Below are 13,045 nucleotides of genomic sequence, written 5' to 3'. Positions count from 1 at the left end.
CTCTCTTTATATATTCTAGAACATCAGCCATTTGAATTAGCGTAGAAATAACTTCCCTCAAACAAAATATCTAAAAATGATGAACAGAATACCGACTTTCTTATTCGCAGCCCAGTCATTGCATGTTCATCCAAACAGAACCTCGATTGAATTAGCTTTATGACTCTCGTTAATGAAGCTGCGAGATGTAATGCTAACAGTGCTTTCAGGTAATAAGGTATTGAAATAAATTTTGAACAATTCATATAAATAAGTTTCTCGTAATAAAAATTAAGCAGGTTGTTTGACCTGCTTAATTTGAGTAAGTTATATAGCAACTTGAAACTGAGTTATTCGATTTATCTCTACGGAAACATGAACGATTTCTTCGTGTATAGAGAGCCCTTTTCTGACACTATCGGCTGTCAGCTTATTGCTATCAGAATCTAATGAAAGAATACAAGAAAATTTACCTTTTCCTACCTTCCAAACATGAATATCAGTAATAACAGCCTGCGCATCTAATTCTTCAATGACTTCAATAATTTCACCAACTACAGGATGTTCCATTTCAGCATCAAGTAAGGTTTTACCTGTTTCACGAATTAATCCCCAAGACCAGTGTGCGACCAAGATGGCACCTACAATACCCAATACAGCATCCAGAAAGTCCCAACCAAAAAACTTACCGGCAAACAATGCAATAATTGCCAATATAGAAGTCACTGCATCAGCCACAACATGTAAAAAAGCAGCCTTTTGATTTAAGTCATGATTATCATGATTGTGAGCATGGTCATGATGATGGTGGTCATGCTTATGACCGTGATGATGGTGATGACTACTGTCATGCAGCAACCATGCACATACGAAATTTACAATCAATCCAATTACAGCAATTGAAATTGCTTCATTGTAGTGAATATTAACTGGATTCATTAAACGCTCAACAGACTGAATCCCCATAAATACAGCAACGACCATCAATAGAATAGCGCTTGAGTAACCGGCTAAAATTTCAATTTTCCAAGTGCCAAAGCAAAAACGCTGATCTTGTGAATATTTCCGAGCCATTCTATACGCAAAATATGCTAAGCCTAACGCCAGCATATGTGAACTCATATGCCACCCATCTGCTAACAAAGCCATTGAATTAAAAAACCATCCCCCAAAAATTTCAAAGACCATCATCACGCCAGTTAAAATGGTTGCTATCAAAATTTTCTTTTGTGCTAAAGGATTCCCCTCATCAAATTGATGGGTATGGTTACTTTTTACATTACTTAAATATTGCATTTGAATGTGCCACAATAGATACTCCCCCACAGTATATATTTTTTATGAGTAAAAGCTATGTCTCACTTAAATCAAAACAAAAAAATCATGAACCGTATAAAACGGATACAAGGTCAAACCAATGCCATAGAGCAGAACTTATTATCTGAAAATATTTCTTGTATCGAAGTTCTACAACAAATTGCCGCCGTAAAAGGAGCAATAACAGGTTTAATGAATGAACTAATTGAGCTTCATCTTAGAGAGCATGTACTTAGTGATTTAGAAAAAATAAATGAAGAAGATTTGAATGACTTCTTAGCCCTAATTAAACGTTATACATAAAAAAGAGCACAGTTTGTTATATCACTTAAAAACTGTGCTCAACTCACTCTTTGTTAATGACAGTGATGATCACCTGTTTTGCTATTGGTATGGCAACCCTGTGAATTTGTACCGCCTGAATGGGCATTTACATTTGTCACTGTAAGTATCAATAAAGAAAAAAATAAAATTTTGCTCATAACACCCTCTTTAAATTAATATTCAAGATATAAAGAAGTTAAACTGTACATTATTTAAACAAAATGTTCAAAATTTACTTAAAAAATACCAAGATAAAGCAAATAAATAAAAATATATCTTAATAATTTTGCACAAATAACAATTGATAAAAATTTAATGAACTTCTCTTTTAATACACCACTGACTAAGGTAATAGGATCGCCAATGATCGGAACCCAACTTAGAAATAATATTGCTGATCCGTATTGCATATATAAATTTTGGGCTCGTAGTAATTTGCTTTCTGAAATAGGAAACCACTTTTTATTCTTTAAAAGTTCCAGTTTCATACCAAACCACCAATTTAGACAAGAACCAAGGACATTTCCCACTGTAGCTACTAGGATGAGTAAAACAATAGAATATTCACCGAGTACCAATAATCCTGCTAGAACAGATTCAGACTGTAAAGGAAGTAGCGTAGCCGCTCCAAAGGCACTCAAAAACAAGAATAGATAAGCAATCATCTATTTAGGCCATTTCTGATGATATTCATCAATCACATATTCATGTTCATGCCTTTTACCATGCTTGTGATTCACTAAGTGCTCATGATCCGCAGGTAAATCATCATGTGAATGAACTAAAATCAAGTCATCCTGTTTTGGCCAAATGAAAAAAGCAAAAGACATTGCGATTAAAGCTATGATTGCCATAGGGACAAAAGTAAATAATGTTCCCACATTAGTACTTAACCATCCTACCAATGGATAAGTAATCAGCCAACAAGCATGAGAAAATGCAAATTGGCCAGCGAACAATGAAGTCCTATTTTCACTCGATGCAGATTTACGAATTAAACGACCTGTAGGCGTTTGTGATACAGAATATCCTGTCCCTAAAATAAACCACAAAACTAAAAGCCCTCTATAAGAAGATATTAAATATCCGCAGAACAGGCCAGCTACCAAAATTGCCGTACCAGTTAACATGACAGAGCGATCATTTAACTTTTCTAAGACTATAGGCAATATGAAGGCTGCCAACATTGAACCCAAACCAAATAAACCAAATGCCCATGTCGTCGCTTTTTCCGTCAAGCCAAAGGTCGTTTGAACAAGAACGACTGTATTTACGATAACGACTGCACTGGCTGATGCAATTGCCAGATTTAGTGCCAAAAGTGCTTTTAGACGCGGTGTATTAAAATAAATTTTTGTCCCTTGCTTTATACGGCTGTAGATACCTTTAAACTCAGGTACTTTAGCAATAGGTAGTTTTGCACTGACAACAAATAGAGCTGAGCCAATAAAACCAATTACTGTTCCTAAAAACAAATTGTGATAGCTAATATAGGTCAGAAGAAATCCAGCCAACATTGGGCTAATGATATTTTCTAAATCATAGGCTAAACGTGAAAGTGACAACGCATTTGTATATTCTTTTTCTTCAGGCAATACGTCAGGAATCATGGCTTGAAATGTTGGTGTAAAGGCAGCAGATGCAGATTGTAAAATAAAAATTAAGACATAAATTTGCCAAATCTGAGTGACAAAAGGCAGACATAATGCTGTTAAAGCACGAATGATATCTAAAACTACTAAAACTTTTTTACGTGGTAGTCGTTCCGCAAATGCTGAAGCAATAGGTGCAACACCAATATATGCAATCATTTTGATTGCCAGCGCTATCCCAAGTACCTGAGCTGCTTCACCCTTGGCAATATCATATGCCTGCAAAGCTAACGCAATCGTAATGAGTCCCGTACCAATCAAAGCAATGACTTGAGCTAAGAACAAATGCCTATATGTTGTATTTTTTAATACTTCTAGCATTTTAGGGACTCCTTTATTTAGAACCTAATTGTTATGCAGAACAGGTTCCAAATGAGGTCTAAACCTCATCTGGAATTTTAAAAATTAAAAGACTTTTTTCATTTCACTAAATTGACCTTCTACATTTAGAGTCACAGTGATTGTATTTTCAGTACGATTGCGCCAGAACCAGCCATGCTTACCATCGAATGCAGCAGTTAATGTTCCCTGTTGAGCGGTTTCATTTTTCCCTTTACCATAGCCATGATAGAAACCTTTTGGTGCATTTACAGCATCACCATGTGTGTCGTAGTTTAAGCCACCACCTGAAGACTTCCAATCAAAGGCTACACTCGCATCTTTAGGCATACTTAGCTTCACTTCCGTTGCCTGATTTGGTTTTAACTCAAGTGAAATTGTTTCTTTGGCAATTGGAGGCATCGGCATTTTTGAAGATGAACCCAATGGTAATGCACTACTTAAATTTTCAGTTTCCTGTTTAACTTGATTTGGAATTGAAGCCACTTGAGCTTCTCCTATCCCATTTTCTGATTCTTCCGCTAAGGATTGTTTGATCTCACCCATTTTGCTTAATCCAAGTACTTTACCAATCCCTGTAGGGTCAATCGCATACTCAGCAGGCATCACACAGGTCACTAAAACAACGATAGCACTTACAGCTGCAATAGCCGTTGATTTAAGTAGTTTTTTTGAAGATGGTAGTTCAACATCTTTTGGAATTTCAGCGTTATACATAATTTAGATCCTTATTGAATAATGAAGCTGGTAAGTTGATAGCCAACAAGTAAAAAACCAAAGAACATTAAAAAGACATTACTTTGATATGCTGTTTTGAAGAAATAAGGCGTTTTTCTCCACATCGTCATCAGCAATAAAATGATAGCTAATGCCATGAATTGCCCTAATTCGACACCAATGTTGAATGAGATCAAATTCGCAAGCAGACCATCATCTGGCACTTCATATTCTTGAATTTTCACAGCTAAACCAAAACCATGAATCAAACCAAAAATCAGTGTGGCAATTTTTGTATTGGGCTGAAAACCGAACCAACGTTGATAAGCACCTAAATTATCTAAAGCTTTATAAACAATAGAAAAACCAATGATTGCATCAATAATGTAGGCATTCATTGAAATGTTGTAATACACACCTATGAGCATGGTAATTGAATGACCAATGGCAAATAAGCTGACATATAAACCAATATCTTTCATACGGTATAAGAAGAAAATAATACCAACGAGAAATAATAAATGGTCATATCCAGTGACCATGTGTTTGGCCCCCAAATAAATGAATGGAATCACATGGACACCATAAATTTCTTGAATATAGCCCTTATCACCTTCTGCTACGCCATGTGCAAAAAGTGCAGGACTAACAAGTAATATACTTAGAGCAATAAAGAGCTTTAAGTAGTTTTTTAACTTCACAAAATGTGAATCAATAATTTGCATATAAATCAAACTCCAAAATAAATAATGAATTGAGAACTCATTGAAGTTTTTGGTGGTTTGAAAATACGGCTTGCCATTAAAAAAATATAATTTTTAGTTCGGTCAAAAATCCGAATACTTAACAGAAGTAAAATGACTGCAATTGCTTTGATAGCTTCATAGCCAACAAAATGTTCATAAAGATTATCTTGATGACTATGTGAATACTGCTGATTTACTTCATGATGGTGAGAGTGAATTGCATCCACATAGTCATGCTCTTGAAGACTTATTTCAGTCACATGCTCATTAAAATGCAGGCATAGTGCAAGACTGATGATGCAGGCTAGCCACACCCTCAAAAATTTAAACTTTTTATCTCGCATCATGCTAGTCATCAAAAGTTCTTCTAGGCTTCTTGCTGTTCAGCAAAATCTTCTGATTTCTTTCGACGTTTTTGGTTAAACCAAATATAAAGTGTCGGCAAGATAATCAAAGTCAGCAACGTAGAGGAAATGATTCCACCAATCACCACGGTTGCAATAGGTCGTTGTACTTCAGAACCAATCCCGACATTAAATGCCATTGGAATGAAACCTAAAGAGGCAACCAATGCTGTGATGAGTACAGGTCTAAGTCGTTCTAGTGCACCATGCTTTACTGCTTCAACAAGCTCTTCTCCTTGGCTTGTTAAGCGCTGAATCGCAGATACAAGGACTAAGCCATTCAATACAGCTACACCTGATAGTGCAATAAAGCCAACCGCAGCAGATATTGAAAATGGTATGTCTCTCAAAGCTAATGCGATTACACCGCCTGTTAAAGCAAAAGGAACGCCTGTAAATACCAACACACTATTTCTAAAATTACCGAGTGCCATATAGATCATGGCAAAAATTAGAATCAAAGCAATTGGAACTACAATTAAGAGCCTATTTGTAGCAGACTCCATTTGCTCAAATGTACCGCCCCAAGTGAGCCAATAGCCTTCAGGTAATTGAAATTCGGAATCTAACTTTGACTGAGCTTCCGCGATGTAACTTCCAATATCTGTACCGCGTACATTCGCTGTGATTACAATTCGACGTTTACCATTCTCACGAGAAATCTGGTTTGGACCTTGAATATTCTTCAACTCAATTAATTCTGACATCAGTACACTTGAGCCATCAGGTAAGTTGAAAGGAATTTGATAGATTTTTTCTAAGTCAGTAACTGAGTTTTGATCCATACGAACCACAATATCGAACTTACGGTCACCCTCAAAAACCTTACCTGCTGTTTGTCCTGTAATAAGGCTTGAAACCTGCTCCTGTACATCTTCAGCGTCTAAACCGTAGTTGGCGATCATGTCTTTTTTGAGTTCAACGGATACCATGGGTAAACCAGACATCTGTTCAACTTTCAAATCAGCCGTGCCATTTACCCCTTCCAACACATCCGAAACACGATTACCTAATTCCAATAGCTGCTCTAAATCATCCCCATAGATTTTGACCGCAACATCAGTACGAACACCTGAAATAAGCTCATTGAAACGCATTTGAATTGGCTGAGTAAACTCGTAGTTATTTCCATACACACCTTTAGAAACACGCTCAATTTCAGCAACGACAGCAGATTTTTCCTTATCAGGATTCGGCCATTCGTTACGCGGTTTTAACATGATGAAGTTATCTGCCACATTAGGTGGAACAGGGTCGGTTGCAATTTCCGCAGTACCTACTTTGGCAAAGATGGTTTGAACTTCAGGAATCTTTTTAATTTCTTTCTCAAGTGCATATTGCATTTCTATTGCTTGAGTCAGAGATGTACCCGGAATACGAAGAGCATGTAGTGCAACATCACCTTCATCCAAGGATGGGATAAATTCAGAGCCTAAACGTGTTGAAAGGCTTGCACTAAATACAAAAAACACCGCAACAAATACAACTAATAAGTAGCGATGATTAAGCGACCAATCTAAAACTGGGTTATAAAGCTTTTTAATAAAATGAATAATTTTAGATTCTTCATCTTTGATTTTACCTGCGGTAACTAGAGCAACCATTGCTGGTACAAATGTTACCGACAGGATCATTGCTGCAACCAATGCCATCACCACTGTTGCAGCCATAGGGGTAAACATTTTGCCTTCAACACCTGTTAAGGTCATTACTGGCAAATACACCAAAATAATAATAAGTTGACCATACAGAATGGCTTTTCTTGATTCTTTAGTCGCTTCAAAAACAGTCGTAAAACGCTCTTGTCTCGTCAGTATTCGTCCCAGCTGTTTTTGCTTCATAGCTAATTTAGCAAGTGAAGCTTCCACAATAACAACCGCACCATCAACAATAATCCCGAAGTCTAAAGCCCCCAAGCTCATCAAGTTTGCACTGATTTTCTGATTCACCATACCTGTAATGGTCATGAGCATAGATAAAGGAATAACCATCGCTGTAATAAGCGCAGCACGGAAATGCCCAAGAAAAACAAACAAAACAACAATGACAAGAATGGCCCCTTCTAGTAAATTCTTTTTCACTGTTTCAATGGTGGCATCAACCAATGTAGTACGGTTATACACAGCTTTCGCTTCAACGCCTTCAGGTAGAGACTTTTGAACTTGCTGTAATTTTTGATCTACTGCATGTGCAACATTTCGAGAGTTTTCACCAATCAACATAAAGGCTGTACCAAGAACAATTTCCTGACCATCCTTGGTTGCTGCTCCTGTACGCAGCTCGTGACCTATTGAAATTTTAGCAACATCTTTAAGTCGTAAAATATAACCACTACTTGTGGTGATCGGAATATTCTGAATTTGCTCAATAGAGCTAATTTGAGAATCAGAACGAATTAAATACTGTTCGCCATTCTTCTCAATATAACCTGAACCTTTATTCATGCTGTTCTTTGAAATGGCATCCAAAACATCTTGTTGATCTAGTCCAATGCTGCGCAAGTAAGCATAGTCAGGCTGTACAACAAACTGCTTTAAATATCCACCAATTGTATTGATTTCATTTACACCTTCAACATTCCGCAACTGGGGCTTAATGACCCAATCTTGTAATGTCCGGAGATCAGTCGGTGAAAGTGGGTTCTGATTATTTTTCGCATTTTCCACCGTGTACATAAAGATTTCGCCAAGACCTGTAGAAACAGGTCCCATTGAAGTCGATATTCCACTCGGAAGGTTTGGAGTAACACCTTGAAGTTTCTCATTGACAATTTGACGAGCAAAATAAATGTCCGTGCCTTCCTTGAAAATAGCTGTGACCTGAGACAAACCATATCTTGATACAGAACGTGTGTAGTCTAGATTTGGAATCCCTGCCAAAGCCGTTTCAATTGGGTAAGTGACCTGTGACTCCATCTCCAGTGGAGATAGACCCTGTGCTTCACTGTTAATTTGAACTTGTACGTTAGTAATGTCGGGTACAGCATCGATGGGCAGTTTAAAATAGTTATAAACGCCAAATGCTCCGACAAATAAGAAGATGATGAGTACCAGCCAACGATTCTTAATCGAGAGTTTTACAATTTGATCAAACATAATCGCTACCCCTTAGTGATCATGAGTAGCGCCAGATTTACCTAGCTCTGCTTTCAGTAAATATGAGTTACCTGCTGCATAAACTTGTCCTGCTTTCAGGCCAGATTTAACCTCAACGTAACCATTAAATTTATCGCCTAACTCTAGAGGACGTGCTTCAAAGTCATTACCCACTCGAATAAATACGACATCCCAATCACGGAAGGTCTGTAAGGCATCTTCACGGACAACCATCTGCTTCATCGTTTGCTTTTCAAATATTTGAGCCGTAATTAACTGCCCTGAGCGCCATTTGAATTGGTTCGAGATTTCAATAAAGACTTGTGCAGTTCGTGTTTTCGGATCAATCACATCACTGATGTATTTGATACGCCCTAAAGCTTCCTCTGTGCCTGTTTGAGTTTGAGGCTTAACAGTTACTTTATTGTCTGGATTGATCTCATTTAGTTTGTCAGCAGGAACATTGACTATGGCTAACAACTGTGAGGTATTGGCTATTTTGAATAGCGGTGATGCAGGAGTAACATTGGAACCAACAGCACCAAGTACCTGTAGAATCGTACCCGACATTGCCGCTCTGACTTCAATCGTACCATTACCAGAACCACCATATGAACGGATTAAGCTGTTCAGCTCATTGGCACGAATTTGCGCATCTTCAAACTCGCGTTGAGCGTTAATATAATCAATTTCAGGTGAAACTCTTTTTTGGAATAATGTACGTTCTTGTTCCATCTTTTTGCGAGAAAATTGCAATGTATCCATCGCTATAGAACGCTCAGCATTTAAACGGATGAGGTCTTGGCTTTGTACTGTCGCTAAAAGATCACCTTGACTCACTTTGTCACCAATCGTGCTATACGTTTTAACTAAAGTCCCACTCGCTTTTGGTGTGATAAAACTTTCAAAATTATCAGGGAACTTAAGCTCACCTTTGAGTTCCAGTGCATTTTCAAACATCATTGGTTCAACTTTAAGAAGTTCCAAACCACTGCTTTTGATACTGCTATCAAGCATGGTGACACGGCCTTCTTTGGTATCCCACTTCCAACTATGTTTTTTACCTTGATAATCAACATTAATGACCATCAAGAATGAATGTGGTTCATAAACAATTTCATTACCAATTAGGTAATCACTTTCAGGCTTAAAAGTAATAGTTTGTTCTGCATCTAAACGCTTAATAAAGATATTGGCATTAATTTCATTTGGTTTTAATGGTTTATCTTTGAAATAGCCATACACTCGTAAGTGTGGCTCAACTCCTTCTTCAAAGATTTTTACTTCGGCTGAAAAATCGCCATCACGATATAAACGCCCCCCATGTGGACCTTTCTCATCACCAGCGACTGCAACTTTCTCTTCAGTCGCTTCCCCATGTGCTGATGAAGTTTGTGATTTATTGCTTGTTTTATACCAAGCCAATGCACACAGTACGATCAGTAAAGCTATTGCACCTGTAGCCACAATTTTATTTGTTGGTTTGTTCATCATCATTCACCCTTATTCTTGATTTAAATTGGTTACATAATTTCGTTCAACTTCTGCAATTTGATTTTGCAAAGCCAACCACAAATCAAAACGGGCAAGATGTTTATCCAACCATATCTGTTTAATGCTGTTAAATTCCAACAATGAAATTTTCCCTGCTTGATAAGCCATTTCAGCGATACGTAAACTTTCTTTGGTCGCAGGTAAAACGGTTTGATCAAATTGTTTAATTGAATCAATCAAGTTAGAGATTTCTATAGCTTTATTTTCTAGATCAATTTTAGAATTACGCGTGATCAATTCAGAAAGTGCTTCAGCATTTGTTTGTTCTGCTTGGGCAAGTGCAATGTTTCCCTTATTACGGTTGAAAACCGATAATGGAATAGAGGTTGATACCAAAAATACTTTATCACTGGTTTCTTGATAGTTACGTACACCCACCCCAAATGTGATGTCTGGTACAGCCTCTTTTTTCGCGAGATCAAATTGCGTTTGGGCTAATTGCTTTTTAATCGATGCTTCTTGCTCAGATAAACTGACTCTATCTGAAAAATTAATACTCAAAGGAACTTCAATTGCAGCTTCAGGAAGTGCAGTGACAAATTTTCCACAGAGATTTTTTTGGAATTGAACTTTTTTAAGTTCATTTTGGTGACGTAATTTAGCCTCAGAGGATAAAGCTGAACTCAGTTGCACATCTGATGGAATCACCCGTCCAAATTTTAATTTCTCATTTAATACATTCGCTTGGCGTGCATTCAATTTACTTTCAGTGGAATAAATCTCTGCACGTTTTGACGCTATATACCAATTTGACATACATAAACGTAAATCGGCTTTTAGTTCAGCTTGGCGTTTAACAATTTCAAATTGATTACTATTGCCCTGAAAACCCGCCAATTGTTTACGTAAAGCAAGTTTATTATTGAGAGGAATGTCCTGCGATAGACCAATCATTGTTGTTGGTCCATCTAGTTGTTTCAAATCCGAATTACCAAGATTATCTAATTCAACATTAAACGTTGGATTAGACAATCTACCTGCATATTTTTGATTAATTTCATATGCTTGCTGAGACTTTTGTAAACTCTTCAAAATTGAATCGTTTAAAATTACCTGTTGTTGTAGCTGTGCGTAATTAGATTCTGCAAATAATTGAGTCGCTGTTGCTACTAAACCACAGGCAAGGAATATCTGATATTTTTTAGACATGACTTTACCTATACAAAAAAAATGGAAATTATTTTTGTATAGGTGAATCAATTTCTTAGAACAATTAGATCTTTTGTAAATGTATAGGAATTAAATAAATAGAATATTCTTTTCCTAAAATCGTATACACGAATTGGCCTTTCAAATAGCCCCAGAAAAAGTAATATAAGAGGAAAAATAAAACTTAAAATAAATATGGGATCAATCGTAAAGTGATTCTCGGCTTGATCTGGTTTTATTGAATGATGAAACTGTGGTTCATCATAGCTTTTCCAATTATGATTTTTAGTATCGTCTATAGACGATTTTTGGTCATCTTCATGATGAACCAAAGACCATTGACTTGAATCTTCAGCTTCAACAAAAATATTCAATTCATGATGATGATCAATATTTTTAGCAAAAACTGGCGCCCACGTATAAATCCCCGTCGTTGTTATAGCAAACAAAAACAGGACAAATACGAGAATAAGTTTTGATAACTTATTGGCTAGCATATGATCGAATCACTTAATGATTAGCGAAAGAATACTGAATCGAGTTTCAAATGTAAATCTTTGACTGATTAATTTCAGTAAAACAACAATTGATTATACAAAGTGAAAGCATTTTTTACTTTGCCTAATAGCTTGACCTGCTTCTTACTCAGAACACATTTTTACTTCTATACACATTTTAGATTACTTATAAAAATTTAAACTCTAAACTTAAAGATCATGCATAATAATTTTAGATAAATTGAACAGGTTAATTTTATGGACCCTTCGCCGAGTATCAACTCAAGAAAAAGCAAAATTCCTAATAGACTCATTAGAGGTACAAACTGATGGAGTTTTTGTTAGACCCTGGAATTTGGATTGGCTTATTAACGCTGATCGTTCTAGAAATTGTTCTTGGTATTGATAATCTGGTCTTTATTGCTATTTTGGCCGATAAGCTTCCTCCAGAGCAACGTGATAAAGCCCGTGTAATAGGACTTTCCCTTGCACTCTTAATGCGATTAGGCTTGTTATTTGCAATTTCTTGGTTAGTCACTTTAACAAAACCTCTGATTACAATCTTTGATTGGACATTCTCCGGACGTGATTTAATTCTTTTACTTGGTGGTTTATTCCTGCTTTATAAAGCAGTCAGTGAGCTGCATGAAAGGATGGAAGGCCATACTGAAGTTCAAGTGACTACGAATGTTGTGTATGCAAGCTTCACAGCAGTTGTTGCACAAATCGTAGTATTGGATGCGGTTTTCTCTCTTGATTCTGTTATTACTGCGATTGGGATGGTTGATAATATTTATGTGATGATGGTAGCTATGATTGTAGCTATGGTTGTTATGTTAGTTGCTTCTAAACCTTTGACTCGTTTTGTAAATCGTCATCCAACAGTAATCATCCTTTGTTTAAGTTTCTTACTCTTAATTGGTATCAGTTTGATAGCAGAAGGCTTTGGTTTCCATATTCCTAAGGGCTATATTTATGCAGGTATTGGTGTCGCGATCTTAATTGAAGCGTTTAATCAGTTCTCTCAGCGTAATGCTAGAAAGCACGAATCCAAAATTCCATTACGCCATCGTACTGCAGACTCAATTTTAAGAATGATGGGTGGAAAAATGGAAACTATCTCAGATAGTGCCCATCATGCTGAAGCCCAAGAAGCATTTGCGGATGAAGAGCGTTACATGATTGGTGGTGTATTAACACTGGCTGAACGATCTGTAGCAACGATTATGACTCCTCGCAGTCAAATCTCTTGGATAAATATTAATGTGAACC

At 36.8% G+C, this 13,045-nt stretch carries 12 protein-coding genes and 1 pseudogene; 2 read left to right on the top strand and 11 right to left on the bottom strand.

Annotation, left to right across the window (positions count from 1 at the left end; genetic code table 11):
* Positions 1-306: 306 nt before the first annotated feature.
* The gene (dmeF, locus tag AC4CU2_RS08515) at positions 307-1,275 is read right to left on the bottom strand and encodes a CDF family Co(II)/Ni(II) efflux transporter DmeF (protein ID WP_126036490.1); all 969 of its coding nucleotides are present in this window, start codon (positions 1,273-1,275) and stop codon (positions 307-309) included.
* 57 nt (positions 1,276-1,332) lie between these two features.
* Here dmeF and AC4CU2_RS08510 point away from each other — a divergent pair, with 57 nt between their 5' ends.
* Complete coding sequence (locus AC4CU2_RS08510; RefSeq protein WP_005399450.1) at positions 1,333-1,599, top strand: metal/formaldehyde-sensitive transcriptional repressor; 267 nt, start codon at positions 1,333-1,335, stop codon at positions 1,597-1,599.
* A 53-nt stretch (positions 1,600-1,652) separates the two neighbouring features.
* Here the strand turns inward: AC4CU2_RS08510 and AC4CU2_RS08505 are convergent, their stop codons facing one another.
* The 10 genes from AC4CU2_RS08505 to AC4CU2_RS08460 form a co-directional block, all read right to left on the bottom strand.
* On the bottom strand, positions 1,653-1,778 hold the full coding sequence (locus tag AC4CU2_RS08505; protein ID WP_101598941.1) for a YHYH domain-containing protein: 126 nt from the start codon (positions 1,776-1,778) through the stop codon (positions 1,653-1,655).
* Positions 1,779-1,856: 78 nt separating this feature from the next.
* A complete protein-coding gene (locus tag AC4CU2_RS08500) occupies positions 1,857-2,285 on the bottom strand; it encodes a YqaA family protein (RefSeq protein WP_005399451.1) in 429 nt (142 codons plus the stop codon).
* On the bottom strand, positions 2,286-3,593 hold the full coding sequence (locus AC4CU2_RS08495) for an MFS transporter (RefSeq protein WP_336000179.1): 1,308 nt from the start codon (positions 3,591-3,593) through the stop codon (positions 2,286-2,288).
* An 84-nt stretch (positions 3,594-3,677) separates the two neighbouring features.
* Positions 3,678-4,328, bottom strand: a complete 651-nt coding sequence (locus AC4CU2_RS08490) for a hypothetical protein (protein WP_005399453.1) — start codon at positions 4,326-4,328, stop codon at positions 3,678-3,680.
* Positions 4,329-4,339: 11 nt separating this feature from the next.
* Positions 4,340-5,053 (bottom strand): HupE/UreJ family protein, encoded by a 714-nt coding sequence (locus tag AC4CU2_RS08485; protein ID WP_336000176.1) that lies wholly within the window; start codon positions 5,051-5,053, stop codon positions 4,340-4,342.
* 5 nt (positions 5,054-5,058) lie between these two features.
* Complete coding sequence (locus AC4CU2_RS08480; RefSeq protein WP_005399455.1) at positions 5,059-5,430, bottom strand: hypothetical protein; 372 nt, start codon at positions 5,428-5,430, stop codon at positions 5,059-5,061.
* 11 nt (positions 5,431-5,441) lie between these two features.
* Complete coding sequence (locus AC4CU2_RS08475; RefSeq protein ID WP_236770484.1) at positions 5,442-8,573, bottom strand: efflux RND transporter permease subunit; 3,132 nt, start codon at positions 8,571-8,573, stop codon at positions 5,442-5,444.
* A gap of 12 nt (positions 8,574-8,585) precedes the next feature.
* Positions 8,586-10,064, bottom strand: a complete 1,479-nt coding sequence (locus tag AC4CU2_RS08470) for an efflux RND transporter periplasmic adaptor subunit (protein ID WP_058952519.1) — start codon at positions 10,062-10,064, stop codon at positions 8,586-8,588.
* Positions 10,065-10,076: 12 nt separating this feature from the next.
* Positions 10,077-11,276 carry a TolC family protein gene (locus AC4CU2_RS08465; RefSeq protein ID WP_005399458.1) on the bottom strand — a complete coding sequence of 400 codons (1,200 nt, stop codon included), beginning with the start codon at positions 11,274-11,276 and terminating at the stop codon, positions 10,077-10,079.
* A gap of 47 nt (positions 11,277-11,323) precedes the next feature.
* Complete coding sequence (locus AC4CU2_RS08460; protein ID WP_039889607.1) at positions 11,324-11,773, bottom strand: hypothetical protein; 450 nt, start codon at positions 11,771-11,773, stop codon at positions 11,324-11,326.
* Positions 11,774-12,102: 329 nt separating this feature from the next.
* Here AC4CU2_RS08460 and AC4CU2_RS08455 point away from each other — a divergent pair.
* Positions 12,103-13,038: pseudogene (locus AC4CU2_RS08455) on the top strand (TerC family protein); the annotation flags it as partial.
* Positions 13,039-13,045 lie beyond the last annotated feature (7 nt).

Source organism: Acinetobacter sp. 797_lipA (genome assembly GCF_058243025.1).
This window is presented reverse-complemented; position numbering and strand designations above follow the sequence as displayed.

Excerpts from the sequence above, each read along its gene's own strand:
- dmeF (WP_126036490.1), bottom strand. The coding sequence starts at position 1,275 with ATGCAATATTTAAGTAATGTAAAAAGTAACCATACCCATCAATTTGAT.
- AC4CU2_RS08510 (WP_005399450.1), top strand. The coding sequence starts at position 1,333 with ATGTCTCACTTAAATCAAAACAAAAAAATCATGAACCGTATAAAACGG.
- AC4CU2_RS08505 (WP_101598941.1), bottom strand. The coding sequence starts at position 1,778 with ATGAGCAAAATTTTATTTTTTTCTTTATTGATACTTACAGTGACAAAT.
- AC4CU2_RS08500 (WP_005399451.1), bottom strand. The coding sequence starts at position 2,285 with ATGATTGCTTATCTATTCTTGTTTTTGAGTGCCTTTGGAGCGGCTACG.
- AC4CU2_RS08495 (WP_336000179.1), bottom strand. The coding sequence starts at position 3,593 with ATGCTAGAAGTATTAAAAAATACAACATATAGGCATTTGTTCTTAGCT.
- AC4CU2_RS08490 (WP_005399453.1), bottom strand. The coding sequence starts at position 4,328 with ATGTATAACGCTGAAATTCCAAAAGATGTTGAACTACCATCTTCAAAA.
- AC4CU2_RS08485 (WP_336000176.1), bottom strand. The coding sequence starts at position 5,053 with ATGCAAATTATTGATTCACATTTTGTGAAGTTAAAAAACTACTTAAAG.
- AC4CU2_RS08480 (WP_005399455.1), bottom strand. The coding sequence starts at position 5,430 with ATGACTAGCATGATGCGAGATAAAAAGTTTAAATTTTTGAGGGTGTGG.
- AC4CU2_RS08475 (WP_236770484.1), bottom strand. The coding sequence starts at position 8,573 with ATGTTTGATCAAATTGTAAAACTCTCGATTAAGAATCGTTGGCTGGTA.
- AC4CU2_RS08470 (WP_058952519.1), bottom strand. The coding sequence starts at position 10,064 with ATGAACAAACCAACAAATAAAATTGTGGCTACAGGTGCAATAGCTTTA.
- AC4CU2_RS08465 (WP_005399458.1), bottom strand. The coding sequence starts at position 11,276 with ATGTCTAAAAAATATCAGATATTCCTTGCCTGTGGTTTAGTAGCAACA.
- AC4CU2_RS08460 (WP_039889607.1), bottom strand. The coding sequence starts at position 11,773 with ATGCTAGCCAATAAGTTATCAAAACTTATTCTCGTATTTGTCCTGTTT.